This is a genomic window from Granulicella sp. 5B5 (assembly GCF_014083945.1).
Classification (GTDB): domain Bacteria; phylum Acidobacteriota; class Terriglobia; order Terriglobales; family Acidobacteriaceae; genus Granulicella.
Window position 1 is genome coordinate 2,889,361 of the sequence record NZ_CP046444.1, and the last position, 25,810, is coordinate 2,915,170.

Below are 25,810 nucleotides of genomic sequence, written 5' to 3' on the forward strand. Positions count from 1 at the left end.
CCTCCAAGATGAGGGCTACCATAGGGTGTTTGACGCGCAGGCTTGATTTGAGTTGCCGCGCGAGCAGGAGTGAGGGCTGAGCATGATTCCGAAGACGATGAAGGCGCTGGTGAAGACGCAGGCCGCGCCGGGGATGGAGATGTGTGAGGTATCGGTGCCGGAGATTGGGCCGAGCGATGTGCTGATTGCAGTGGAGACGGCGAGTGTATGCGGGACGGACCTGCACATCTATCACTGGGACGAGTGGGCGCAGAGGCGGATCAGGACGCCGTATACGCCGGGGCACGAGTTCTGCGGGACGGTGACGGCGGTGGGTGCGATGGTGCAGGGTGTTGCTGTGGGGGATTTCGTTTCAGCCGAGATGCATGTGGCCTGCGGGCATTGCTTGCAGTGTAGGAGCGGGCAGGCGCATGTGTGCCAGTTTGTGAAGATCCTGGGGGTGGATGCGGATGGGGCGTTCGCGGACTATGTGAAGGTTCCGGCGAGCAATGTGTGGAAGCTGGATAAGGCAATACCGCGGGAGTGGGGGTCGCTGTTCGATCCGTTTGGGAATGCGGTGCATACGGTGCTGAGTGGAGCGATTGCGGGGCAGACCGTTGCGGTGATGGGGTGCGGACCGATTGGGCTGTTTGCGATTGCGGTGGCGAAGGCGTGTGGGGCGGGGACGGTGTTTGCTATGGAGCCGAATGCGATTCGGCGGGCGTTGGCGGTGACGATGGGGGCGGATATTGCGTTGGATACAGGTGCGAGCGATGTCGAGAGGCAGGTGAAGGCGGCGACGGGTGGCAACGGGGTGGATGTGCTGCTGGAGATGAGTGGACATCCGGCGGCGATTCGACAGGGGTTCAAGCTGCTGCGGATGGGGGGAAGAGCGAGCCTGCTGGGAATCCCAGCGCGCGCGGTGGAGTTGGATTTAGCCGATGCGGTGATCTTCAAAGGGGCGACGGTGCTGGGGATCAATGGACGGAAGATGTATGAGACGTGGTACGAGGCCGAGGCGCTGCTGAAGGGCGGGAAGATTGACCTGGGGCCGGTGATTACGCATCGGCTGCCGCTGGAGCGGTTTGATGAGGCGATGAGGCTGCTGGAGTCGGGTGAGGCGAGCAAGATTTTGCTGGAAGTAGGGAATAGGGAATAGAAAAGGCGAGATGGGAACGGAAGTAGATTCCCAGTGGAAATGACAAACGAAATGAGGCGGGAGTAGTATTTTGCGGCGTGGAGGGTGCGATGACCGAGATCGTTACCTGTGCGCGGTGCCACTGCAAGTTCGAGAGGACCTGCGTGGAGAATGAGGCAGGTGTGATGGAGGCTGTGCTGCGGCCGATACGGACCCAGGCACTGGATCTGAAGACAGGGCATCAGCCTGTGTGCGAGGAGTGCGAACACGAGTTTCTGGCGTGGACGGGGTGCATGCCGATCGTGTGAGGGGATGAAGAGGTGTGCAAACAGTGAGGCCCATCGTTGCCGATGGGCCTTTGTGCTGCCTCGGAGGAGGGCGAGCGTGAAGCGTTAAGGATTTTGGACGACGAGATCGTCGGCGAGGCGGAAGCGGACGACGGACTCGGCGGGGATGGTGATGTCGCGGTTGCCGGTGGCACCGGCGAGGAGTGTGCCCGCGCCTGCGCCGGCAGCGCCGCCGATGGCGAGGCCGACACCGCCGGTGGCGAGGCCTCCGATCAACATGCCGGCACCGGTCATGCCGCCGATGAAGCCGGCGGAGCGCCTGCCCTTGCCTCTCTTGGACTCGACGTTGTCGTGGGTGTCGATGGGGTACTCGCTGCCGTTGAGGGTCATGGCGGTGAGGCGAAGCTCGAGGATGGAACGGCCTTTGAAGTGGCCGCGACGGTGGGACTCGTCGATGCGGCCGGAGACGGGAGTGCCGCGAGGGATGATGACGGAGCCGTTCTGGGAGACGGGTTCGGCGAACTCGCCGGTGAAGCGGTCACCCGCGCGGGCGGTCTTGACGCTGATGCGCTCGTTGATGCGGATGGAGAGACCAGTGCCCGCAGGGACGGTGATGGAGACGGGCACGGGCTGGGGGTTCGGCACAGGTTTGCCGGAGGAGCTGACGACCGCCGTGTTGTTGGGGCCGAGCGGCGTGATGACGGGGTTGGTGCTGGGAGGAACGGGGGCTCCGGCTGCGGGCGGCGTAACTGTGCGGGTGACGGTGGCCTTGCCACCTTGCGTGGCGGGGGGCTGAACGACGTCGGTGACGGTGTCGCCCTTGCTGTCGACGTACTGAACCTGTTGTGGGGTGTTGGTGGTGACGGCCTGAGACTTGGCCTGTTCGACGGCGCTGGCGTCGCGGCTGCTGCAGCCGGTGAGAAGAGCGAGAAGTACAACACCGAGAACAGCGGTGGTGCAGACGAGATGCAAGATGGTGCGCTGGCGCTGGGTCAACTGATGTGGTTCGCTGAAGTGCCGGTCGTGCGTGGTGTTCATGGATGTCTCCTCCGCGAGGGCGCTTGAGGTTTGCCGGCGGTCTTTGCGGGTTGCATGATGCAGGTATCCAGTTGGATGCGGGGTGGGGGTGCGGTGCTGCCTGAGTCGCCGGAGGAAGAACAGGACGATCTGTGGGAATGAGGTGCAAAAGGACTAAGATGTGGGGCATATGAGCGCTGCGGCACCACTCCACCACGAGACGACGAAACGGCAACAACTGGCACATCTGACGACCCAGCTGGATGAACTGCGGGCCAAGGGTACCTACTTCAAACTGCGGGTGTTAGACGACGAACAGGGACCGATCTGCCGCTATGACGGACGCGAGGTGATCAATCTGGCGAGCAACAACTACCTGGGGTTGTGCGACCACCCGAAGCTGCGCGAGGCGGCGATTGCGGCGACGACGAAGTATGGCGTCGGGTCGGGTGCGGTAAGGACGATTGCCGGGACGATGAAGATCCATATGGAGCTGGAGGAGAAGATTGCCGCGTTCAAGGGCGTGGAGGCCTGCGTGGTGTTTCAGTCAGGCTTCACAGCGAATGCAGGGACGGTGTCGTCGATTTTGGGGAAGGAAGACTTCATCCTGAGCGATGAGCTGAACCATGCTTCGATCATCGATGGGGCGAGGTTGAGCCGCGCGAAGATCAAGGTGTTTCGGCATAAGGATGTTGCTCATGCTGAAGAGCTGCTGAAGGAAGTGCAGAACGAGCCGGGGCGGAAGCTGGTGATTACGGACGGCGTGTTCAGCATGGATGGCGACATTGGGCCGGTGAAGGAACTGTGCGATCTGTGCGACCGGTATGGCGCGATCATGATGGTGGATGATGCTCATGCGAGTGGTGTGCTGGGGCGCAATGGGCGCGGGAGTGTCGATCATTTTGGATGCACGCAGAGGGTGGATGTGCAGGTGGGTACGCTATCGAAGGCGATTGGTGCGCTGGGTGGGTATGTGTGCGGGAGCCGCGATTTGATTGACTATCTGCATCATCGGGCGCGGCCGTTTCTGTTTTCGACGAGCCATCCGCCGAGTGTGGCGGCGAGCTGCATGGCGGCGTTCGACATTTTGGAGAATGAGCCGGAACGGATTGGGCGGCTGTGGGTGAATACAAAGTATTTTCAGGCGCAGCTGGCGGGTGCGGGATTTGATATCGGCGGGAAGAGCACGCCGAAGAGTGAGACGCCGATTACTCCGATTATTGTGGGCGATGGACGGCAGACGATGGAGTTCAGCAAGGCGCTGTTTGAGCAGGGTGTGATGGCGACGGGGATTGCGTTTCCGACTGTGCCGGAGGGCAAGGCCCGTGTACGCTGCATTATGACGAGCGAGCATATGCAGTCGCAGATCGATACGGCGCTGGAGGTATTGACGAGTACGGCGAAGCGGATGGGGATTTTGTAGGTGCAGGGAATAGGGAGTAGCGGCGATCAATGAGGGGCGTTAGATTTTCTGGACGCGGAGGACGTCGCGGACGCCTGGGACTTTGCGGAGGTTCTGGGTGAGGCGTTCGAGGTGGCGGAGGTCGAGGGTTTCAATGACGAAGTCGACGTTGACGACGCCGTCGACGGCGGGCTTGGTGTCGACCGAGCGGATATTGGTGCCGTCCTCAGAGATGATGGCGGTGAACTCTTTGAGGAGGCCGGAGCGGTCGTCGCAGACGATGATGAGGCGGACGGGGTAGGTGGCCGCCTTGGGGCCGCCGGTGGAGATGGGTTCGGATTCGGCCCAGGCGACGTCGATGCGGCGGTCGGCTTCGTAGAGAAGGTTCTGGACGTTGGGACAGCTGCGGGCGTGGACGGCGACGCCCTTGCCGCGGGTGACGTAGCCGATGATGGCCTCGCCGCGGATGGGGTTGCAACATCGCGCGCGGTAGACGAGGAGGTCGTCCTGGCCTTCGACCTGAAGGGACTCGGAGCCCTTGCCGAAGAAGACGCGCTTGACGCTCTCCGACATGTGGGCGAGGGCGTTGTGCCGCTCATGCAAAGGATCGTTGGAGGCGGGCTCTTCGACGGGCATGGTGCTGCCGGGTTCGAGCTTGTTGAGGGTCTGGCGGGCGGAGTATTTGCCGAAGCCGATGGCGGCGAGGAGGTCGGCGTGGGCGGCGAGGCCGTACTCGGAGGCGATGCGGTCGAAGTCGGCGGGCTTGAACTTGTCGAGTGAGACTTTGAACTTGCGGGCCTCGCGATCGAGGAGCTTCTGGCCGACTTCAATGGCGCGGGCGCGCTGGTTTTCGTTGATCCAGTGCTTGATCTTGTTGCGGGCTCGGGAGGATTTGGTAAAGCTAAGCCAATCGCGCGAGGGATTATGACCGGTCTGGGTGGTGATCTCGACGATGTCGCCGTTGCGGAGCTTGTGGCGGAGAGGGACGATGCGGCCGTTGACCTTGGCGCCGGTGGTGGCGTGGCCGACGTCGGTGTGGATGGCGTAGGCGAAGTCGACGGGCGAGGCGTCCTTGGGCAGGACGATGACCTTGCCCTTGGGAGTGAAGGTGTAGACCTCTTCGGGGTACAGGTCGACTTTGAGGGTCGACATGAACTCGTTGGGGTCGGCCATGTCGCGCTGCCACTCCATCATCTGGCGGACCCAGGCGAGGCGCTGCTCGTCCTTGGCGGAGACCTCGTCGGAGGCCTTGTACTTCCAGTGGGCGGCGATGCCCTCTTCGGCGATCCGGTGCATGTCTTCAGTGCGGATCTGGACTTCGAAGTGGTGGCCGTCCTCGGTGATGTAGGAGTTATGCAACGACTGGTAGCCGTTGGGGCGGGCGATGGCGATGAAGTCTTTGTAGCGGCCGGGGACGGGACGCCAGGCGGTTTGATTTTGCAGGAGGCCGAAGACGGCGTAGCAGTCCTGCTCGCTTTGCGTGATGACGCGGAGGGCGAAGAGGTCGAAGACCTGGTCGACGGGTATGTTGTGCTTGGCGAGCTTCTGCTGGATGGAGTAGAGGCGCTTGATGCGGGCCTGGACGCGGGCCTGGACGTGCGCGGCGGCGAGCTTCTCTTCGATGGTGCTGACGATCCTGTCAAGGAAAGAGGTGCCTTCGGCGCGGAGGCTGTCGACCTCGGTGGTGAGCTGGTTGTAGGCGATGGGGTCGGTGTAGCGGAAGGCGAGGTCTTCGAGCTCGCCGCGAAGTTTGCCCATGCCGAGGCGGTGCGCGAGCGGAGCGTAGACATCGAGGGTCTCACGGGCGATGCGCTGCTGCTTTTCCGGCTTGAGGAACTCAAGCGTGCGCATGTTGTGCAGGCGGTCGGCGAGCTTGATCATGACGACGCGGAGGTCGGTGACCATGGCGAGGAGCATCTTGCGGATGTTTTCGGCCTGATGGTCTTCGCGGTTGGCGAACTTGATCTTGTCGAGCTTGGTGACGCCTTCGACGATGTGGGCGACTTGTTCGCCGAAGCGCTTGCCGATCTCGGCGGTGGTGACGTCGGTGTCTTCGACGGCGTCGTGGAGGAGGCCGGCGGCGATGGCGGTGGAGTCCATCTTGAACTCGGCGAGGACGAGAGCGACTTCAAGAGGGTGGGCGATGTAGGGATCGCCGGAGGCACGCTTCTGGTCGGCGTGCTGATGGATGGAAAAGGCCCAGGCGTTGCGGATGAGATCGAGGTCGTCGTTGGGGCGGTTGGCGCGGACGGTGTCGAGAAGTGTGTGGAAGTCGGCGTCGAGCTTGGGGTTGCCGGTGACGGGGTCAGGCGATGCGGAGGGGGGCACGGCAGGCACAGCAGAGAGCGCCGGAGCGTCGGGCGGCGCGGTCGCGCCGACCGGATTAGCTTCGCTGGCCGACAGGTCGGCCTCGCCGGCAGGCGGCGCGGGATTCTCTGGCGCAGCAGACTGGGCTGCACCCGGCGGAGCGATTGCCATAGTTCATTATACGGGGAGAGTGCGGCAGGCGTATAAGAGCCCGGAAATGAAGGCTGAAAACTGAGGACTGTTTTGGGCGGCGGAGCCCGTCTTCATGCCGATGTTCATCCCACCGTAGCGACGATAGAACTGTCGCGAAGATGGGGCACCCAATATTGTGCGAACCCATATCTCAGAGGCGAGACATGGGGCACCCATTCGTGAGGGCTCGCTGCTATTTGCGGTTGGTTTCGGCGGGCTCTTCGGGCTTCTTGATTTTGAGAAGGCCGGGTGTGGGTGGCGGGCCGCCGTGGGTCCAGTGGACGAGCTCGTCGAAGGCGTCGCCGATCTGGTCTTCGGTGAAGTTGCAGTGGCCTTCACGGTCAACATACTGCTGGACAAAGTTGCGACCAGCGCCTGCAGCCTGGACGTGTCTCTGATAGGGCGGAAGCTGCGAGAGTTGGACGATGGGGTCGTAGATGGTGTGGATTGCGAGCATCGGGCGACCGAGGTTCCCGGTGGGTGTGTAGTGGTGGACGAGGTAGGCCTGGGCCCTGGGGTCGGCGGCGTAGCGGTGGACGCGCTGGTTGAGATCGAGATCCGAGGCGGAAGAGGCAGGATCGGTGCCGGAGTAGATGAGGTTGCGGTTGTCGAAGGGGTTGCCGCCGCCGCGGCGCTGAAGGTCCTCGGTGATGAAGGTCCAGTAGGACATGTTGTGAGCCAGGTCGACGTCTGAGTGCAGTCCGGTAAGGTTGCGCAGGAGTGTGGCGGCTGCAGGGTTGGTGCGGAGGGCAGCGAGGACGCGGCTGCGATCGGCCGCGGTATCCTCGAAGCCGGTGGGGACCGGGTCGAGCGGGGGCAGCACGCCGGGGAAGTAGACGTCGAAGGCGGCACGGTCGGCGAAGCGGCGGTTGAAGTTCTGATAGGAGGCACCGACGGAGCCGCAGAGATCGAGCCCGCCAACGTAGGGCCTGGGGTTGAGCTCGAGAGTGATGGCGACGAGCTGTCCGCCCATGGAGCCGCCTGCGGCGTAGGTCTCGCGGGGCTGGCCGTAGCGCTTGATAAAGTAGCGGCGAAGGTCTTCGGTTTCGGGGTAAGCCTGCTCGAGCGCCCAGCCTGTCTGTGAGTAACCACTCTCGATGACAGCGTAGCCGCGCTCGAAGAGAGGGAGAGCCTGCGAGTTGATGTGGTCAGTGATGCGGTAGAGGTAGGGCTGTTCCGCGTAGCCGTGGTAGAAGACGACGAGAGAGTGGTTCCAGTTGTTGGGGATGTCGATGCGGTAGGGCGCGTCGTCGAGGTAGCCGGTTTCGACGGTGCCGTCGGATGTTTTGAGGATGGTGGGCTCGACGGGCTTTTTGACCTTGGCGGGCGAGAGAGCGTGCGAGGCGATGGCAAGAGCCAGCAGAGGCGCGGGCATGAGGGAGGCGAAGAGGCGTCGTCGCACAGAGATGGACATGGTTGGATGGAGACGATTTTACGCCGGAATATGGCGGCTGCACAGGTGTCTTTGGAGTAGCAGCGCTGATAGCCTAAAGAGGAGACCAATTGAGGTGAATGTTTTGATCCAGGGTGTTGCGCCGTTTCGATTGAAGCCGTTGATGGTGGAGCGGGTGTGGGGTTTTCATGACCTGAAGCCGTGGTACGCGTATACGAGCGAGACAGCGATCGGCGAAGCGTGGCTTTCGGGCGATAAGTGCGTGGTGGAGACCGGTCCGCTGGCAGGCAAGACGCTGGACGCGGCTGCGGCTGCGGAGCCGTCGTTGCTGGGTGCGCGTCGCGATGGGACGGCGTGGGAGTACTTTCCGCTGCTGATCAAGTATTTGTTCCCGAAGGAGAAGCTGTCGGTGCAGGTGCATCCGGACGATGCGTATGCGGCGCTGTTTGGCGGGACGACGCAGGCAAAGACGGAGTGCTGGTATGTGCTGCAGGCCGAGCCGGATGCGGGGATTCTGCTGGGACTGAAGCCGGGGACGAGCAAGGACGATGTGCGGCGCGCGATCGGCGATGGGACGCTGGAGCAGCTGATGGTGCGCGTGCCGGTTGCGGCGGGCGACATGGTGTATGTGTCGGCTGGAACGATGCATGCACTGGAGCCGGGTGCGGTGATCCTGGAGATCCAGCAGAACTCGGATACGACGTACCGGCTGTACGACTATGGGCGGCCGCGGGAGCTGCATCTGGAGCGCGGGCTCGAGGTGTTGAAGCTGGAGACGGATGCGGGCAAGGTTGTTCCTCAGTCGATTGCGGGTGGTGAGCGGCTGATACAGGTGCCGCACTTTACGGTGGAGAAGTATGCGCTGACGAGTGAGGCCCTCACTGTGGCGTCGAAGGGTGCTGAGTGTTTGATTGCGCTGAAGGGTTCGGGCACGGCGAGCAGTGCTGCGGGCGATGTGGAACTGGTGGCAGGTGCGGCGGTGATTGTGCCGGCGACGGTGGGGCAGTACTCGTTGAGGGGTGATGCTGAGGTGGTGCGGGCGTTTGTGAGCTGAGGGCGCTACCCAACTAACTTCAAATAGGAAATAGTTTCTCTCCGTCTGCTATAGTGTGGTCGCGGTCAAGGAGAGAGACGATGCGGTTGTGTGTTTCGGCGATGTGGGTGGTGGGTGTTGTGGCGACGGCGGCCCTGGCGCAGACAAGTGCGCGACCCTGGCAGAGACTGAACATGCCGACGGTGGAGCAGGTGCGCGGCGTGTGGGCTGATCCTCCGCCGGAGTATGGGCCGGAGCCGTACTACGGGCTGAATGGGGCGGCGACGATTGAGACCGTGCAGCGCGACCTGGATACGATGAAGTCGCTAGGGTTTCGAGCCGTGACTGTGCAGTACGGGTATGGCAGCGACAGGAAGTATCTTTCGCCCGAGTGGTTTGCGTTCTTCAAGCAGTTTGTGGCCGCGGCGAAGAAGCGCGATATGCGCGTATGGATCGTGGATGACGCGGGGTATCCGAGCGGGTTTGCGGGCGGGTTGTTTACGAGTGAACATCCGGAGCTGCGGATGCAGGCGCTGGTGGTGGCGAAGAAGGTTGCGGTGAGCGCGGGGGCGGGCTTCGATGAGAGCGTGGGGCCGGATACGGTGGCGGTGACGGCGGTGCGCGCGAGCGATGGGGAGACGGTGCAGGTGCCGGTGAAGGATGGTCGGGCGCAGTGGACGGCGACCGGGGGCGAGTGGACGGTATATGTGGTGGAGCATGCGTTCAAGACTTCGCCGACGCGTTCGGACACGAACCCGAAGAGGGTGAAGGATGGCGAGCAGTCGCTGGAGGATTATCTCGATCCGGCGGCGACGGCGCAGTACCTGGCGTTTACGCATGAGGGTTACAAGAAGGCTGTGGGGGATGAGTTTGGGAAGACGATCCTGGGGTTCCGTGGGGATGAGCCGGATTTTTCGATCAGCGGGCTGCCGTGGACTCCGAAGCTGTTCGCGAAGTTTGAGGCGATGAAGGGGTACGATGTGCGTCCGTATGTGGCGGTGTTTCTGCAGGGGCGCGATGCTGTGCTGACGCCGGAGCAGTTGCGGGTGCGCGCGGATTACTACGATGTGTTCTCGGACATGTTTCGCGATGGGTTCTTCAAGCCGCAGGGGGAGTGGTGCGCTGAGAACGGGCTGGAGTACCAGGTGCATCTGAACCATGAGGAGATGCAGCTTCAACTGGCGCACAGCGAAGGGGACTTCTTCCGCGATATGCAGTATGTGGAGGTGCCGGGGATCGATGCGATCTGGCACCAGATATGGACGGACACGGTTTCGGACTATCCGCGGTTTGCGTCGTCGGCTGCACATGTGTATGGGCATCCGCGGGCGTTTACGGAGAGCTTTGCGGCGTACAGGCCGGAGCCGGATGTGACGATGGCACGGTACATCCTGAATGAGCAGTTTGTACGCGGGGTGAATCTGGTGGAGACGATGTACTTTCCGGCGTCGAGCACGCCGGGGCGCGGCGGGCCAAGTGCGCTGATGCGCGATGCGGCGTGGCCTGCGCTGATGCAGTACACGAGCCGGATGAGCTATCTGATGAGCCGCGGAAGGCCGGCCGCGCGGGTGGCGCTGCTGCTGCCGGCGGAATCGTTGTGGATGGGCGACAAGAAAGCCGATGATACGTTTGTGTCCGCCGAGCGGTTGCTGGGAGAGCAGCAGGTGGACTTCGACATTGTGGGTGAGGATGCGATTGGGTCACAGCTGACGATGGCTTCGGGAGCGTTCGCGAGTGAGAGCGGCAACCGCTACAAGACAGTGATTGTGCCCGATGCAGAGCTGCTGCCGGAGGCTGTGGTGGCGCGTCTGCTGAGCTTTGCGAAGAGTGGCGGCAAGGTGGTGTTTCTGGGTGCGGTGCCGGAGTTTGTGGGAGGGCGGAACGATCTGCATTCGCGGAAGGTGAGCGCGGAAGATTTTGTATGGGCGACGGTGATTCCGGGCGAGCTGCCGGTGACGCCGACTCCGCCGGCACAGCCGCCGGCGTCGGCGCCCGAGCCTATGGTTGTCCCGCAGGGGTATGTGGAGGCGGTGGAGCGCGAACTCCCCGCCCGTGAGGTGAAGCTGGAGACGCCGAATACGGCGCTGCGAGTGATGACGCGGCGGCTGAAGAATGCGAGGGTGGTGCTGCTGTTCAATGAGTCGAGTACAGCGTTGGACGACCGGTTGATGGTGGGGAAGAAGGGGACTCGTGCGGAGGTGTGGGACGTGGAGAGTGGGAAGAGCAGGTCAGTGCAGACGATCGATACAGGCGATTATGCAGGTGTGCGGATTACACTCGCGCCCTATGCGACCGAGGTGCTGGTGTTGCGATGACGAGGAATGGCCGGTGCTATTGGATGACTTTCCTATGCAATCCGTGCAAAGCTCGCCGCGTGAATCTCCTGAATCTCCAGGGACCGCGCCTTTATCTGCCCTGCATCGGCGAGGTGACTTGCTTATAGTGGCAGGGTCTTGAAAGACAGAGGTGGGGCAGCTTGGCTTAAGTAAGGAGGTCTCCTGCTGGAGTCATCTCCATCATGGTGGCATGAGTGTTGGCTGAGTGGATGTTGCGGTAGCTGGTGGCGGGTGCGGCGGTGATTGTGCCGGTGACGGTGGGAGAATATGCGTTCGGCGGGGATGCGGTAGTGGTACGGAGTTTTGTGAGCTGAGGGGTGTTGCTCGAACAGGCAGCTTGAAGAGGAAAGAGTGTCTCCTGTTTGCGGTCGTTTGGCTGCTGTCGTGGAGAGAGGCAAGCCGGCTGTGCATTCAGCGTTCGTGTTTCAAGATGCTTGATCGTCGCCGGGCCGGGCTGTGTGGCCGCTGAGCGCTGTGCCTTGAGGATGCGCTCTTTAAACATGATTGGAATGATGTGGGGCGTTGGCGGAATCGGCAACGATGAACGCGCACGGCCAGACGTCGGTGTTGCGCTTTACGACGATCCATTGCCTGAAATCAAGGTGATGGTGTCGCAGGTCCATGGAGAGAAAGTCTCGCTGCACCAGGATGGGAGCGCTGCTTTTCCAATTTCAATAGTTTTATTAGCAGATCGTTTTTTTCATTGACACTCGTACGAACCCTGAACTAACGTGTCGAGCTGACTGATCGAAGGCATAAAAGTTTGAAGGAAACCGACTAACTTCCGGAGGATTTAGCGTGATGAACCCCATGGTCCATGCAGTTCCATTGTTTTGGAGAGAGCGCACCCCAAAGTGGGCGGCGATTTTGGCAGTGGCCGCGATATTCGGGTGCTTTACGGCGGCCGCACAGAGCGGTGCCGGCGCCATCCAGGGCACAGTTGCCGATCCTACGGGTGCTCTCGTACCTCAAGCGAAGATCCACGTCGTCAATAACGCAACTTCACAGGCAGAGGATGCAACTTCAAATACCGTTGGCTTTTACCAGGTGCTGGGGCTCTTCACCGGCTCCTATACCGTTACCATCTCGGCGCCGGGAATGCAGACCTACGAGCGCAAGATCGACCTGCTGGTAGGACAGAACCTGGTGCTCAACGCGAGACTGACGACGGGCTCGGTCAATCAGAAGGTAGATGTAACCGCAGATACCGTTCAACTCGCGACCCCAGATAGCGGCACGATCTCAGCCACGCTTGAAAATCAGCGCATCAACGAACTGCCTATGAATGGGCGCAACATCATTTCGCTGGTGAACGAGACGACTCCAGGACTTGAGAGCTGCCCCGAATCCGGTTCTTGTGCGAATGGCCTATCAGGGCCGGCATTGGAATATGAGACGGATGGCGTAACGCTGGCCAACCGAGAATTTGGCGGCGTTCATGAGGGTCCGACCCAGATGGTTGACCCCGATGCGATCCAGGAGGTCCGTGTTGAAACGGAGATCTCGGGCGCTCAATTTGCGGCCCCTGCAACGGCGATCATCACCACGAAATCGGGAACAAACCGAGTCCATGGCTCGATCTTTGAGACGGCGCGCAACAATGCGTTCGGAATCGCCCGTAGCCGGCAGGAGGCGTCGAATTATGCGGCTCCGGAATATGTCCGCAATGAGTTCGGCGGCTCGGTTGGTGGCCCAATCGTTATCCCGCACGTCTACAACGGGCGCAATAAGTCTTTCTTCTTCTTTGCGTATGAACGCTACTCACTGGCGCAAAAGGCCTCTCAGAACGAGACGGTGCCGACGATGGCTATGCGTCAAGGTGACTTCAGCGGACTGGTCAATAGTTCAGGTGTGCTGCAACAACTCTACGATCCGGCAACAACAGCCAACAGTCCCACTTGCGCTAACGCAGGTGCCACCGGGACCAACACGTATTGCCGCACAGCCTTTGTTAATAATCAGATCCCCATGAGCCGCGAATCTCCGACAGCTGCTGTATTCAATGCCATGACGCCGGCCCCATCGAATACGAACAATCCACTAGTGAAGTCGAATCTCGCAGCTTTGGTGCCTGAACTCCAGATCGAACCGCAAATCACCTTCAGGCTCGATCAGGTTTTCAATGAAAGCAACCGCGCATATCTGCGCTACACGCAGAATATTTCTACGAGCACCTCTCCACGGAACGACCCTGTCAAAGAGTCATACAGCCTGGCTGCTACAACCCCCTCGGGATTCAATATTCCAGCAGGTGTCAGCGGCATTTCTTATAACCCCGACGCCTTATTTGCCGCTGCCCTTGGGTTCGACCACGTTTTTTCGCCGACGTTTTTCTCTGAAACCATCCTGAGTCAACAGTGGAACGGCGAGCAAAATTATGCCGGCGGCTCACCCTTTGTCAACTACGAAGCCCCGCTGGGATTGCCGAACAATTTCGGCGAAACCGGCTTCCCATACATCGAGAGCATCTTTCAGCCCTTTGATGGAACGCAGTTTCAGTACGGTATGACTGCCAAGATCTCTCAGATCGACGAAAATTTGACTAAGACATTAGGTAGGCATCAGCTGCAGTTCGGAGGCCGGTATCGCCTGGAGCAGTTTGGTTCACGGCCAGACCAGATCAAGGACTCGGTCAATTTCAACGGCGAGGATACAGGTCTTGGCAATCCTTCAACCTACACCAGTTCGACGCCGGCTGCCTTTACGAATACGGGCCAATTGAATGCCGACGAGTTTCTGGGCGGTGCATCGAGTTATGGCGTCAATCTTCAACCTCCCTACCAGCATCTTCGCGATCAGGAGATAGACGCCTACTTCCAGGACAACTTCCACGTCCGTTCTAACGTCACGGTCAACCTCGGACTTCGTTATGAGGCTCATCCAGCCGCGTGGGAAGGCCAGGGTGCCATGATGGGCTTCGACCTCAAAAACGATGCGATCGTAACCTCCGCTTCTGTCTCAAAGTTGATTGCCGAGGGCCTCACGACGCAGGCCATTATCAATAATGACGAGCTTAACGGTGCGCACTTCGAAACGCCGGACGAGGCCGATCTGCCTCCCATGCTGGTGAATAACTACAACTCCACCTGGGGACCTCGCGTTGGAGTGGCCTGGCAGCCGTTTCCGGTCAAGTGGGGAACGGTCGTGCGAGGGGGCGTTGGACGGTATATCTATCCCATCCCCATCCGCGAGGGATATCGCGAGATCAACCGCAATAATCCATTTACCGCTTCGTATTCGGAGAGCTACACAAGCGTTCAATATGCTCCCAGAAACAGCTATCTGCTCACCAGCACTCCGAACAGTTCATCCGGCTATAACTATGCCACGACCCTGGCTGGGGGTGGAACACCGATCATGGGTGTGAACAGTGCGAACGCCATCAATAGCGACAGCACGAATGCCATCGCCCCTGGCATGGGTATCGTAAGTATTGATCCCGTCGATCCTCCATCCTATGTCGATGAGGCCAACTTCACCGTTGAGCAACCCACTAAATGGAACTCTGTCGTTCGTTTGAGCTACCTCTACACACACGGCACGAACCTGCTCAATTATTTCTTCTATAACGACCATCCTTCGGCCTTCAGTTGGGAGGTCTCGACAGGCCAGACCCCGCCTGCATCCAGTGCGATTGGACCGACGAATACGAGCACTGGCGAGGGCCCTTACGACAACGTCACTTATGGAACGGGAAGCTATCAGATCCAGAAGAGCGGTTGGTCGAATTACAACGCGTTGCAAGCCACTTGGCAGCGTCTGTACCACAACGGCAAGGCCTGGCAGATTATGTATGTGTGGTCGAAGTCCATGCGGACGGGCGGTGATTACGGCGGCGAAAATGCGGATGAGGTCGATCCTTATAGCGCTTACGCATTTTCAGGCGCGAGTTCGGTGAGCTATGTTCCGCAAGGGGGTACTGTATTGACTCAGCCCAACCTGCCGCCACCACCACCGCCAGGAACGCCGAAATGGGGTTACTACAAGGCTTTGAATCGCTGGGAAAACTATATGGTGGACACCAATAATCCACCCCAGCATCTTCAGGTCAACGGCCTCATTGATTTGCCGTTTGGACGTGGCAAGCGCTGGCTGGGGAACTCAAACCGCGCTTTGAATGAGATCATCGGCGGCTGGCAGTTAGCAGGAGCCGCACGCTTTACTGTGACAGACTTCCAGATCACAACCACGAACTGGGGAGCAACAAATCCGCTGAAAGTGTACAAGCACGGCGCACCCATTACGGACTGCCGCAGTGGCACTTGCCTGAAGAGCTACGAATGGTTCAATGGGTATCTTGCACCGACTGTCGTGAACAATAGTACCTGTGCTGCAGGACTCGCCGCGGTCGTCAAGGGGCTGCCTTCTAACTGGGCTCCTTATCAGTCGCCCATCGATACGGAATGCAGTGCTCCTGTCGCAGGCAAAACCGTGGTGGACAAATATTTCGGCACAAACGATGTGGCGATGACAGGCGTCATCAACTCCACAACCGGCCAGCAACAAGCAGCAGGGACGGTTCTTGCGTATGGCGTTGTCCCCTCCGAGAACAATAACGGCTCCTCACAGGGCGCTATCGATGTAACCAACCCGTACGGTCATACTGTCCTGAACGGGCCGTGGAACTGGAGTGTGGACGCCTCGTTGTTCAAGGTCTTTCCCATCACGCAGGGCTTGCTCCTTCGTGTCAACGTAGATGCGTTCAATGTATTCAACAACCAAGGACTTCCTAATCCCAGCGGGACCGACGGTACGGTGTGCACAACACCAGGTGGCCTTGGCTGCTCATCCTACAACACTCCGCGTCAGCTGCAATTCTCTGCGCGCCTTTCATTCTGAACAGTGTCGGCCACACGTAGAGATTCGCCGCTGATTGTGCTGGAACGGCAAAAGGGTGGCTGGCGCAGCTTTCGAATGCGCCAGCCACCCTTTTGCGACATTCGTAGCATTCGTTACGTTGCATAGCGATGATTAACCACAAATAGGGCTAAGCGGCTTGCCAGAAGCTAAGTTGTCAGAGGGAAAATGGTCGGGACGACTAGATTCGAACTAGCGACCTCACCCACCCCAAGGGTGCGCTCTACCAGGCTGAGCCACGTCCCGACTATTCGATTGTTGTCTGGAGCTGGTGCGCTCGTTGTATGGATGAATCCATACGCTCTAAGCTGGGCCACGTCCCGACTTGTTGCTGTTCGCTGCTCGCGCGGGAAGCGCCAGCTGCTGGGGTGTCTCTAGTCTACACGAAAGAGGCGGCGAGAACCCTATGCGGAAGGGGCGATGTATTCTTTTGGCAACTCGCCGCCGGAGCCGAAGAAGAACTCGTTCATCTGCTCGACGAGGAACTCCTGGGCCTCGCGGGTCCAGGGCTGGAGGCGGTACTCGTTAAGGAGCATCTTCTGGCGCTCGATCCACTCGTTCCAGGCTTTGAGAGAGACGGTCTTGTAGATCTTCTGACCGAAGTCGGAGTCAAACGGGGGCTCTTCGAGGCCCTCCATCTCGGCTTTGTATTTGGCGCAGAAAACCATGTGCGGCATATCGTGTTTCTCCCTAGTGGTTATAGTTTACCCGAGGAGAGAGGTAAGACACGAGAGGCGAGATTCGAATGGAGGCGGCTCTCTATAATCGTGGCGATGACTACGGTGAAGGCGGGCGGGATGACGGTTGAGGCGAAGATGGAGGCGCTGCGGGAAGAGCTGCGGCACCATGAGTATCTGTATTACGTGCTGGACCAGCCGGAGTGGACAGATGCGCAGTACGATGCGCGGATGAATGAGCTGAAGGCGCTGGAGGCAGAGCATCCTGAGCTGGTGGCTGCGGACTCACCGACTCAGCGGGTGGGCGGCAAGCCGAAGGAAGGCTTTGTGAAGGTGGCCCATTCGAAGCCTATGCTGTCGCTGGACAACGCGTACAACGAAGAAGAGCTACGGGCGTGGGCGGAGCGCGTGCAGGGTGGGCTGGCGGCGAGTGAGAAGCCGGGGTTTGTGTGCGAGCTGAAGCTGGATGGGTTGTCGCTGGCGCTGACGTATGAGGCTGGGGTGAAGGGGACTGCTGTGCTGAAGAGCGGCGTGACGCGGGGCGATGGCACGGTGGGCGAGGATGTGACGTCGAATGTGCGGACGATTCGGAGCGTGCCGCTGCATGTGAGCGCGAAGCGGCTGAAGGATGCGGGGCTGCCACAGCAGTTTGAGGTGCGCGGCGAGGTGGTGCTGCCGCAGGCGGCTTTCAGGAAGATGAATGAAGAACGCGAGGCGCAGGGGCTGGCGCCGGCGGTGAATCCGAGGAATGCCGCGGCGGGGACGCTGAGGACGCTGGAGCCGAATATCGTAGCGCAGCGGCGGTTGGAGTTGTTTGCGTACTTTCTGTTGAGTGCCGGCGGCGAAGGGGAACCAGCGACGGGAGAGTTTTTGCTGGAGACGCAGAGCGCAGGGCTGGAGGCGTTGCGCAGGGCTGGATTTCTGGTGAATCCGAACTCGCGGGTTGTGTCGTCGATCGACGAAGTACTTTCGTTTATCGCGGAGGCTGAGGCGAAGCGGGATGGGCTGCCGTATGAGATTGACGGTGTGGTGATCAAGGTGGATTCGACCGCGCAGCAGCGGCGGCTGGGGTTTACGGGCAAGGCTCCGCGGTGGGCGATTGCCTACAAGTTTCCGGCGCGGGCAGCGGTGACGATGCTGGAGGAAGTGCTCTTTCAGGTGGGACGCACAGGGAAGGTGACGCCGGTGGCGGCGCTGGCTCCGGTGTTTGTGGGTGGGACGACGGTGACGCGGGCGACGCTGCATAATGCGGATGAGATTGAGCGGCTGGGGCTGAAGATCGGCGATTTCGTTTCGGTAGAGCGTGGTGGGGATGTGATTCCGAAGATCACGGAGGTGGTGGAGGATGCGGCACATCCGCGTGGAGAACGGGAGATTGTGTTTCCCGAGGTGTGTCCGCGCTGCGGAGAGGCGCTGGTTCGCGAGCCTGGTGAAGTGGATCTGCGGTGCGTGAATGTGAGTTGCCCGGCGCGGCTGGAAGAGGAGTTGCGGCACTTCGCTTCGCGTGGGGTGATGAACATCGAAGGCATGGGTGAGTCGATGGTGGCCCAGCTTCTGGGACATACGCTGGCCGAGGTGGGTACCGCTAGTCTGGAGGCTTCGACGGATGAGAGTGAGATTGAAGCTGAGGCCCCGACGAAGACCGCGCTGGTGCACTCGATCGCCGATGTCTACGATTCGACGAAGGTGAACCGCGATACGCTGCTGACGCTGGAACGCATCGGCGAAAAGACGGCAGATGCACTTCTGGCCCAGATCGAGGCTTCGAAGAAGCAGCCGCTCAACAGAGTGCTGCTGGGGCTGGGCATCCGCCATGTTGGAGAACGTACGGCGCAGGCGTTGGCTGACGAGTTCGGATCGATCGATGCGTTGATCGGTGCGACTGAAGAAGAGCTGACGAAGGTGAATGACATTGGGCCGAAGGTTGCAGCCACGGTGCGCGAGTTCTTTACGAACGAACGCAACCTGGCGCTCGTGGAGCGGTTGCGAGGCTATGGGCTGACGTTTACTTCAAAGAAGCGAGAGCGCGGAACGAAGTTGGAGGGCATGACGTTTGTACTGACCGGGACGTTGCCCACGCTGACTCGCGATGAGGCGAAGGAGAAGATCGAGGCTGCGGGTGGGAAGGTTTCGGGATCGGTGAGTAAGAAGACGAGTTATGTGGTTGCCGGGGAAGAGGCCGGGTCGAAGCTGGAGAAAGCGCAGCAGCTGGGGGTTGCGGTTTTGGATGAGGCTGGGTTGCTGGCGATGCTTTGATGCGATGAGTTGAAAGCAGAAGGGCGTGGAGATGAACTCCACGCCCTTCTGCTTTTGGATGGGTTGGTTACTTTTCTGAGTGCCGCCCTTCGGATTTGTAGCCGGGGCGTGTTCGGTTGTGGTGAGCGGTGCGGCGATGTCCATGAGGTAGTCGGGGGTGCCAGCCACTCGCTCGAGGGTGGGGTATTTGTTGCCGTCGTGGTAGTTGATGTCGTAGGTGGTGAGGGTGCCTTCATGCTCTGCGACGATGTGGATGGGCTCAGTCTTGCCGACGGCGTCCTTGATGGCCTCGGTGAGAAGCTCGGGGGTGAAGGACTGGCCGTTGATGCCAATGATGCGCTCGCCGGGGTAGAGCTTGGCTGCATCGGCCGGGCCGCCGTAGCGGACGTCGGAGATGGTGCCTTCGGCCCCGCCGCCGCGTCCACCGCGTCCAGGACCACCGCCGCTGATGCGGAGGCCGATGGAGTACCAGACGTTGGGCCCACCGAAGCCGCGGCCGCCCGCGCCAGCGCGATCAGATGGCGGCTCGTGATCGAGGTAGACGAGCTTGTAGCCGCCTTGCGTGATGCCGTCCGTGTCGGCGTGCGGGTTGATGCCGTTGACCTTCTCACGCAGCATCTTGTCCCAATCGTAGGGAACAACCTTGTTGAGGTCTTCGACGAGCTCGGGGAACTCATAGCCGAGGATCATGGGGCCAGTGTTGCCGCCCCTGCCGAGGAAGATGCGCTGGAAGTCGGTGAGTGACTTCTTGTTGTTGGTGAGCTGGCGGATCTTGGTGTCGACATCCATCCAGACGAGGGTGCCTTCCTGGTAGTAGTCCTGACCGCGCTTCCAGTTGGACCACTCGGGATTACCGCCACGGAGGACGCTGGCGGCGATGGCGGTGTCCTCTGTGGAGCGCCAGTCGCGGCCGGGCTTGTAGTCGAGCGAGGCGGCGGTGTTGGCGATGGTGTCGAGGTACTGGCGCTTGGTCTTGAAGTCGGCGCGGGCACCGAGGACGTTGCCCATGTACTGCGTCATGCCTTCGTAGACCCAGAGGAGATTGCCCTGCTCGGGTGTGGCGAAGGTGGGCTGGTAGAGGCGGGCGGGACGGCGGTACTTGCCGTTCCAGGAGTGGGTGTACTCGTGGGCGAGGAGGTCGGAGCCGCCTTCGGGCATGCTGAAGCCCTTCTCGCCGACGCCGTTGTCGGAGGACTGGCCGTGCTCGAGGCCTTCACCGCCTGCGACGTCGGAGAGCGTGAGCAGGAAGTGGTAGACGTTGTAGTGGTGCGAGCCGTAGGCGGCGTTGGCTTCGCGGACGAGGTTGGAGCACTCGGCGATGACCTCGGGCTTGAGGTCCTGATCGCCGGGCTTGTCGGCGACGACGTCGATGTAGTGCTTGGGCGACATCTCGGGCGCGAGGGCGAACTCGTGAAAATACTGGCCGGCGATGACGGGCGAGTCTTCGAGCTGCTCGACGTTGGTTTCGGCGTAGTGGGTGGTGACGGCCCCTGCCGGGGGGGTGTGGTCCTGCTCGTTGACGCCGGTGGTGGGCGGGGGTGCGCCGGTGCCGGTGGGCTGGAGGGCGGTGCCGATGCCCCAGCCGGCGGGGACGGTGACGCTAGGGATGACTGGGATCTCCTTGCCGGGCTTGTCAGCGGGGTACATCAGCAGGCGCTCCCACTCGAGGCAGGCGAGATGGTCGCTGACGCGGGTGAGGGCGATGTCGTCGAGGTGGACGTGGATGCTGGTGACACCCTTGGGGACGACGAGGTGGAAGTTGTAGAGGTCGACGTCGTCGCGACGCCACTTGAGGGTTTCGCCGTTAGCGGTGAAGACGACGCCGGTGATCTCATCGACGGGGCCGGTGGGGCGGTGGTTGCCGGGAATCCACTTGGGGGTGGTGAGGGTGAGCGGGCCGGGGTGACCGGGATGTCGATCTCGGCGTGGTAGAGGCGGCGGGGCGCTTCGGAGAGATCGGCGGTGATCTTGATCGGCGCGGTCTGGGCAAAGGCTGCGGCCGAGAAGAGTGCGGCGGCGAGCAGCGCGGCGGGGCGAATCGTCATTCAAGGAACCTCAGTTGGAGAACTTGCTGGTGATTCCTACTGTACGTCCATGGAGGCGATTTTGACGCAAGCGGTGGGAGGCCCCCCGGCCCGTTTTGGGCTAAGATCCGCAGCGGATTGGAGTTAGATCCGTAACCAGAGTGTGGAAACTTTAGTCAGAGGGAGGCTAGAGTGGGTCGGTTGAGAACGATCTGGAGATGACGAAACCCGGCGCTGGGCCGGGTTTCGTTGTAGATGCTTCTACTCTTTAAGGATATCAGCGTTGTCAAGCTGACGGTTAGTGGTGACCGCCGCCGTGACCGCCGCCGCCGTGACCACCACCGCCGTGGCCGCCACCGTGGGAGCCGCCGCCGCCAGCATGCGATCCTCCGCCATGTGATGCTGCGGCGTGTGCAGAGCCGCGGGGTGCTGCACCATGAGTTGCCGCTGAATGGCGGCTGCCGCCGGAGGCCCTCGAAGAGCGGGCTCCGCCGTTGCCGCGTACTGCCGATACTCCAACTCTGCGGCTTCCACGGTTGGCCGCGATGCCGCCACCACCTCTGTAGCTTCCGCCACCACCATTGCTGAAGCGATGGCCGCCCCAACCGTGGCTATAGCCCCAGCCAGACCACGGGCCCATGCCGAGGAAGATGCCGTTGTAGAAGTATCCCGGGCCGTAAAAACCCATAGGGGAGCAGGCGTAGGGGGCGTAGTCGTAATAGCCGTATGGGCAGATGGGTTGAGCGCCTATGTTGACGACGAGCTGTGCGTTAGCCGCAGGCAACACGGCCAAGGATGTCGTTACGATTGCTGCACAGAGGAGAACCTTCAGTCCACGCATTGGAACCTTTCCGACGGTGGCTGCGGCTCCTAGCAATGTCCTGGGATACGGCGGTGTCCCGTGTTTGCCGATCTCAGGCTTTCGTCTGTAGAAGAGCTACTGAGGTAGATGGGAGCTGTACAAAGAAGGGTGCCCCTGGCTTTGCACAATCTTCTCTATCGCTGCTCGCGTCTTCGGCGCATCGCTGCCACAGATGCAGGTCTCTCCGCTGCGCATCGCAAAAGCGCGATGCTTCGGGCGAGATGACAGATTTGTGGTGGTAGTAGTCGAGATAACAGACTTTGTGGTTGGGTAAGCGAAGCAAGGCCCGGGGCTGAAGCCCCCCTACCTATTGAGAGGCTGTTGCGGCGCTGACGGAGCGGAGGGCTGCGAGGGCTGAGTTGGGTTCGGCGGCGAAGTGGTTGCGGTGGTCGGCGAGGTAGCGGTGGACGTCGGAGATGACGACGGAGCCTTCGCCGACTGCGGAGGCGACGCGCTTGACGGAGTTGGAGCGGACGTCGCCGACGGCGTACATGCCGGGGACGCTGGTGGCGTAGGGGGTGGTCTCGAAGCCGTCTTCGCCGCCGGTGAGGATGAAGCCCTTCTTGTCGAGCTTGACGGTGCCGAAGAGCCAGCCGGAGTTGGGCTCGGCGCCGATCATGACGAAGATGCTGCCGATAGGGCGCGTGGTCTCTTCGCCGGTGCGGCGGTTGACCCAGGTGACGCATTCGAGTGAGTTGGCGCCGGTGAGTTTTACGATCTCGGATTCGGTGTAGAGGGTGATGTGGGAGGAGCTTTCGATGCGGGAGATGAGGTACTGCGACATGGTGGCGGCGAGTGACTTGCCGCGGACGATGTGATGGACGTGCTTCGCGATGCCGGAGAGGAAGACGGCGGCCTGTCCGGCGGAGTTGCCGCCGCCGACCACGATGACCTCGTTTTCGCGGCAGAGGACGGATTCCATTGCGGTAGCGGCGTAGTAGATGCCGCGGTTTTCATACTGGCTGTAGTTTTCGACGGAGAGCTTGCGGTACTGCGCGCCGGAGGCGATGACAACTGCGCGGGAGCAGACGGGGATGCCGCCGGCGAGGGTGAGCTGGTGGATGCCGTCGACCTGCTCGGCGGTGACGACGTCGCGGGAGATGGCGAAGCGGACGCCGAACTTGAGGGCCTGCAACTGGGCGCGGCTGGCGAGGCGCTGGCCGGCGATGCCGGTGGGGAAGCCGAGGTAGTTTTCGATCTTGGAGCTGGTGCCGGCCTGGCCGCCGGGGGCGGTGCCTTCGATGACGATGGTGCAGAGGCCTTCGGAGGCCGCATAGACGGCTGCCGCGAGGCCGGAAGGACCGGCACCGACGACGGTGACGTCGTAGATCATGTGCGGGTCGGGGAGCTCGGTGATGCCGAGCTCGTCGGCGAGCTGGGTGATGGTGGGGCGGTGCAGGGTGCGGCCGTCGGTGAGGGTGACGGCGGGGTAGAGGGACTCGCGCTCGGTGAGGAGGTCGGTGGGCTGCGGAGCTTCTTCGACGGGGGCTTCGGCGAGCTGGTGGGGGTAGCTGTTGCGGACGAAGAAGCGCTGTAGCTCGATGGTCTCCGCGTCGCCGGTGTTGCCGGTGAGGATGACGCCGCTGTTGGCTTCGCCGATGATGCCGATGCGGCGCCAGACGGTGGCCGAGGTGATGATGTTGGCGATGTCGCCTTCGGCGCGCATGAGGCGCTGGAGCTCGTTGCGTGTGATGCGAAGGAGGCGACTGACGCCGGTGGTGTGGGCTTCGGCGAGCGAGCCCTGTGAGTTGAGCATGTTCAGCTCGCCGGAGAAGCTGTAGGGGGGATGGTGGGCGAAGATGTGGGGACGGCCGTCCGTGGCCGGCAGAGAGATGTCGATGCCGCCTTCGAGGACGACGAACATGTCGACCTGGCGCTGTCCCTGGGTGAAGAGGACGGCGCCGTCAGGGAAGGTCTCTTCGCGGCCGTAGGCGCGGAGGCGCTCGACCATCTCCTCGGTGAGCTTGGGGAAGGCGAGGTCCGGGCGGAAGTCCGGGGTGTTCCAGGCGCTGTTTTTGCTGCGGGCCTCTTCGATGGAGAGAGCGCGGTCCTGTTCTGACATGGAGGTATTGTCTCAGGGAATGGGGCGGCAGAGCTTGCACGTTTGGCGGTTGTGCGGGGGTACGCTCGCGCCTTCGGCGCTTGCTACGGCAAAGGCTTTCACGCAGAGGGCGCAAAGTAAAAGCCCGCAGAGGTCGCAGAGGAAAACAAGCAACGGCAAATGCGGGGAAGTTAACTGGGCTTGCGGGAGCGAGAGAAGGCCAGCCAACCGAGCGCGAGGGAGAGGTACGACAGATAGATGAAGGGGAAGTAGCGGAGCGGGGCGGGTGGGACGGGGTAGAAGTTGCTGGCCATGGCGAGGAGCATCGCGAGGGTGGCGGAGGCGGTGAGGAGGATGGTGGCGATCACACGAAAGCGCTCCCCGAGGGCTAAAGCCCCCCATTTTCTGGGTGCACTATGAGACCCAAGGCTGAAGCCTTGGGGTACCTGGGTCTCCGTTTCGAGGCTGAAGCCTTGGGGTACCTGATTTTTGGCTGGGAGGCAGAAGCCCTCGGGCTTGATGCGGTGGAAGAAGAGGGCGACGGCGACCATTCCGTAGGCGGTGAGGAAGGCGTAGACGGCGAGGGTACCCATCCAGCCGTAGATGTTGGCTCCGGAGGTGTGGCCGAGGGCGAGGCCGGCGGCGGGAAGGAAGGCTAGAACGGCGGCGAGGATGCCGGCGGCGGCTGGGGTTTCGTGCGTGGAGCTGGTGGTGGAGAGGCGTTTGTGAGCGAGGCCGTGGTGGGCCATGAGGAGCAGAACGCGGGAGGCGGCGATGACGCAGGCGAGCGTGGCGGCGAACATGCTGATGAAGACGCCGATGTCGATGAGGAGACCTAGCGGAGTGACGCCGGCCTGTGCGGCGAGGAAGTGGAAGGGTGCGGGGGACTGGTCGAGGGTGATGGAGGAGGAGCGGAAGCCGAGGGTTTCGCCGTAGCTGCAGAGGACGAAGAAGAGGCCGGAGAGGAGCGCGGACTGGACGACGGCTCGGGGGATGGAGCGGAGAGGGTTTTTGGCTTCGGCGCCGAGGGTGGTGGCGGACTCGAAGCCGACGAAGCTGAAGATGGCGAGCATGACGCCGAGGCCGATGCCTCGGAAGCTGAGATGGTTGAGGGCGAACTGGGCGTGGTCGAGGTGCAGGCCGTGCTTGAACAGGGTGACGGCGATGACGGTGGCGATCAGGCAGACGGAAAAGGCCTCTATATAGAGCATGAGGCGAGCGGAGATCTGGACGTCGCGCCAGGCGACCCAGCCGGCCCCGGCGGCGGCGATGAAGACGAGCAGGAGCGGCGGGACGGCGGCAGCGTGGGCACCGAGGAGGACGTCGGCGAAGGCAACAAAGCCTCCGATGACGGCGGACGCGGTGGTGATGTAGGCGAAGAAGAGCGCCAGGGCGGTGATGGAGGAGCAGATGGGCGGGAGCGAGATGCGGGTGTAGACGTAGAGCGAGCCGGGCGAGGAGGACTCGCGCGCGAAGGCGGCGATGGTGAGGCCGATCAAAATCATGAGCAGCATCGCGATGAGGTAGGCGAGGGCTGTGCCCTGGCCGGCGAGCGCAAAGACGAGCGGGATGGTGAGCGCGGGCGAGGTGCTGGGGGCGATGGTGGAGATGGACTGGGCGAGGGTTTCGACGGGCGAGAGGATGGCGTGGCGCAGGCCGAAGGTTTCGGGCTCAAAGGACTCAAGGGCGAGGAGCTTGGCGCCGTCGGGGTGGGGGGCGGATTCGAGGGTGTCGGTGGGCATGTTTGAAGAGGAGTAGATGAGTAGTGAGTAGAGAAAGGTAACGGCAGAAGCGGATTTGTCCTTCCCTCTCGACTTCGCTTAGGGGAATGACAAGCCAGAAACGCAAAAGCAAAAGCAACGGCAAGTGCGAAATACAGGGGTCTCTCTGCTCCGGCTGCGCCTCCGGTCGAGATGACGGACGTCTTGTGGGAGGTGGAGATTCTTGTTGCGCCGGGGTTGAGGAGCGTCGGGGCTTCCATTGAGCCGGGTAGGGGGTTGCGTTGTGGT

Annotated in this window: 16 protein-coding genes, 1 tRNA gene and 1 pseudogene; 8 read left to right on the top strand and 10 right to left on the bottom strand. The window is 61.5% G+C overall.

The genetic code is table 11. From position 1 onward, the window contains the following. Positions 1-82: 82 nt before the first annotated feature. Together tdh and GOB94_RS12285 are read left to right on the top strand one after the other, a co-directional pair. A complete protein-coding gene (gene tdh / locus GOB94_RS12280; protein WP_182276188.1) occupies positions 83-1,138 on the top strand; it encodes an L-threonine 3-dehydrogenase in 1,056 nt (351 codons plus the stop codon). An 89-nt stretch (positions 1,139-1,227) separates the two neighbouring features. Continuing rightward, positions 1,228-1,425, top strand: a complete 198-nt coding sequence (locus GOB94_RS12285; RefSeq protein WP_182276189.1) for a hypothetical protein — start codon at positions 1,228-1,230, stop codon at positions 1,423-1,425. Positions 1,426-1,509: 84 nt separating this feature from the next. Here GOB94_RS12285 and GOB94_RS12290 read toward each other — a convergent pair whose 3' ends face one another. Continuing rightward, a complete protein-coding gene (locus GOB94_RS12290) occupies positions 1,510-2,442 on the bottom strand; it encodes a hypothetical protein (RefSeq protein WP_182276190.1) in 933 nt (310 codons plus the stop codon). Between the two features lie 169 nt (positions 2,443-2,611). Here GOB94_RS12290 and GOB94_RS12295 point away from each other — a divergent pair, with 169 nt between their 5' ends. Further along, complete coding sequence (locus GOB94_RS12295) at positions 2,612-3,844, top strand: glycine C-acetyltransferase (protein ID WP_182276191.1); 1,233 nt, start codon at positions 2,612-2,614, stop codon at positions 3,842-3,844. 39 nt (positions 3,845-3,883) lie between these two features. Here GOB94_RS12295 and GOB94_RS12300 read toward each other — a convergent pair whose 3' ends face one another. Then, positions 3,884-6,301 (bottom strand): bifunctional (p)ppGpp synthetase/guanosine-3',5'-bis(diphosphate) 3'-pyrophosphohydrolase, encoded by a 2,418-nt coding sequence (locus GOB94_RS12300; RefSeq protein ID WP_182276192.1) that lies wholly within the window; start codon positions 6,299-6,301, stop codon positions 3,884-3,886. Between the two features lie 214 nt (positions 6,302-6,515). Next, entirely contained in the window at positions 6,516-7,736 is a 1,221-nt protein-coding gene (locus GOB94_RS12305; protein WP_182276193.1) for an alpha/beta hydrolase, read from the bottom strand. Positions 7,737-7,830: 94 nt separating this feature from the next. Between GOB94_RS12305 and GOB94_RS12310 the strand changes: the two genes are divergently transcribed. Beyond that, positions 7,831-8,769 (top strand): type I phosphomannose isomerase catalytic subunit, encoded by a 939-nt coding sequence (locus GOB94_RS12310; protein ID WP_255483915.1) that lies wholly within the window; start codon positions 7,831-7,833, stop codon positions 8,767-8,769. An 80-nt stretch (positions 8,770-8,849) separates the two neighbouring features. Further along, positions 8,850-11,063, top strand: a complete 2,214-nt coding sequence (locus tag GOB94_RS12315) for a glycosyl hydrolase (RefSeq protein WP_182276195.1) — start codon at positions 8,850-8,852, stop codon at positions 11,061-11,063. A 166-nt stretch (positions 11,064-11,229) separates the two neighbouring features. Here the strand turns inward: GOB94_RS12315 and GOB94_RS12320 are convergent, their stop codons facing one another. Then, positions 11,230-11,586, bottom strand: a complete 357-nt coding sequence (locus tag GOB94_RS12320; protein WP_182276196.1) for a hypothetical protein — start codon at positions 11,584-11,586, stop codon at positions 11,230-11,232. On the opposite strand from GOB94_RS12320, the gene GOB94_RS12325 reads away from it, so the two are divergent. After that, positions 11,585-11,791: a hypothetical protein gene (locus tag GOB94_RS12325; protein WP_182276197.1), complete on the top strand. Its 207-nt coding sequence runs from the start codon at positions 11,585-11,587 to the stop codon at positions 11,789-11,791. The two genes, GOB94_RS12320 and GOB94_RS12325, sit on opposite strands and share 2 nt — an antisense overlap. A 94-nt stretch (positions 11,792-11,885) precedes the next feature. Further along, positions 11,886-15,923: a carboxypeptidase-like regulatory domain-containing protein gene (locus GOB94_RS12330; RefSeq protein ID WP_182276198.1), complete on the top strand. Its 4,038-nt coding sequence runs from the start codon at positions 11,886-11,888 to the stop codon at positions 15,921-15,923. A gap of 187 nt (positions 15,924-16,110) precedes the next feature. Here the strand turns inward: GOB94_RS12330 and GOB94_RS12335 are convergent. Further along, positions 16,111-16,187: transfer RNA gene (locus tag GOB94_RS12335), tRNA-Pro, on the bottom strand. Between the two features lie 158 nt (positions 16,188-16,345). Continuing rightward, positions 16,346-16,618, bottom strand: a complete 273-nt coding sequence (locus GOB94_RS12340) for an oxidative damage protection protein (RefSeq protein WP_182276199.1) — start codon at positions 16,616-16,618, stop codon at positions 16,346-16,348. A 96-nt stretch (positions 16,619-16,714) separates the two neighbouring features. Between GOB94_RS12340 and ligA the strand changes: the two genes are divergently transcribed. Beyond that, complete coding sequence (gene ligA, locus GOB94_RS12345) at positions 16,715-18,874, top strand: NAD-dependent DNA ligase LigA (RefSeq protein WP_255484427.1); 2,160 nt, start codon at positions 16,715-16,717, stop codon at positions 18,872-18,874. A gap of 303 nt (positions 18,875-19,177) precedes the next feature. On the opposite strand, the pseudogene GOB94_RS12350 reads toward ligA, so the two are convergent. The 4 genes and pseudogenes from GOB94_RS12350 to GOB94_RS12365 form a co-directional block, all read right to left on the bottom strand. Beyond that, a pseudogene (locus tag GOB94_RS12350) lies at positions 19,178-20,923 on the bottom strand (PDZ domain-containing protein); the annotation flags it as partial. 236 nt (positions 20,924-21,159) lie between these two features. Continuing rightward, positions 21,160-21,474 carry a hypothetical protein gene (locus tag GOB94_RS12355; protein ID WP_182276200.1) on the bottom strand — a complete coding sequence of 105 codons (315 nt, stop codon included), beginning with the start codon at positions 21,472-21,474 and terminating at the stop codon, positions 21,160-21,162. A 593-nt stretch (positions 21,475-22,067) separates the two neighbouring features. Beyond that, positions 22,068-23,822, bottom strand: a complete 1,755-nt coding sequence (locus GOB94_RS12360; protein ID WP_182276201.1) for a cyclic nucleotide-binding domain-containing thioredoxin-disulfide reductase — start codon at positions 23,820-23,822, stop codon at positions 22,068-22,070. Positions 23,823-23,992: 170 nt separating this feature from the next. Then, complete coding sequence (locus tag GOB94_RS12365) at positions 23,993-25,543, bottom strand: APC family permease (RefSeq protein WP_182276202.1); 1,551 nt, start codon at positions 25,541-25,543, stop codon at positions 23,993-23,995. Positions 25,544-25,810: the final 267 nt, after the last annotated feature.

Coding starts and splice junctions, on each gene's coding strand:
- tdh (WP_182276188.1), top strand. CDS start 83: ATGATTCCGAAGACGATGAAGGCGCTGGTGAAGACGCAGGCCGCGCCG.
- GOB94_RS12285 (WP_182276189.1), top strand. CDS start 1,228: ATGACCGAGATCGTTACCTGTGCGCGGTGCCACTGCAAGTTCGAGAGG.
- GOB94_RS12290 (WP_182276190.1), bottom strand. CDS start 2,442: ATGAACACCACGCACGACCGGCACTTCAGCGAACCACATCAGTTGACC.
- GOB94_RS12295 (WP_182276191.1), top strand. CDS start 2,612: ATGAGCGCTGCGGCACCACTCCACCACGAGACGACGAAACGGCAACAA.
- GOB94_RS12300 (WP_182276192.1), bottom strand. CDS start 6,301: ATGGCAATCGCTCCGCCGGGTGCAGCCCAGTCTGCTGCGCCAGAGAAT.
- GOB94_RS12305 (WP_182276193.1), bottom strand. CDS start 7,736: ATGTCCATCTCTGTGCGACGACGCCTCTTCGCCTCCCTCATGCCCGCG.
- GOB94_RS12315 (WP_182276195.1), top strand. CDS start 8,850: ATGCGGTTGTGTGTTTCGGCGATGTGGGTGGTGGGTGTTGTGGCGACG.
- GOB94_RS12325 (WP_182276197.1), top strand. CDS start 11,585: ATGATTGGAATGATGTGGGGCGTTGGCGGAATCGGCAACGATGAACGC.
- GOB94_RS12320 (WP_182276196.1), bottom strand. CDS start 11,586: ATGTTTAAAGAGCGCATCCTCAAGGCACAGCGCTCAGCGGCCACACAG.
- GOB94_RS12330 (WP_182276198.1), top strand. CDS start 11,886: ATGAACCCCATGGTCCATGCAGTTCCATTGTTTTGGAGAGAGCGCACC.
- GOB94_RS12340 (WP_182276199.1), bottom strand. CDS start 16,618: ATGCCGCACATGGTTTTCTGCGCCAAATACAAAGCCGAGATGGAGGGC.
- ligA (WP_255484427.1), top strand. CDS start 16,715: ATGACTACGGTGAAGGCGGGCGGGATGACGGTTGAGGCGAAGATGGAG.
- GOB94_RS12360 (WP_182276201.1), bottom strand. CDS start 23,822: ATGTCAGAACAGGACCGCGCTCTCTCCATCGAAGAGGCCCGCAGCAAA.
- GOB94_RS12365 (WP_182276202.1), bottom strand. CDS start 25,543: ATGCCCACCGACACCCTCGAATCCGCCCCCCACCCCGACGGCGCCAAG.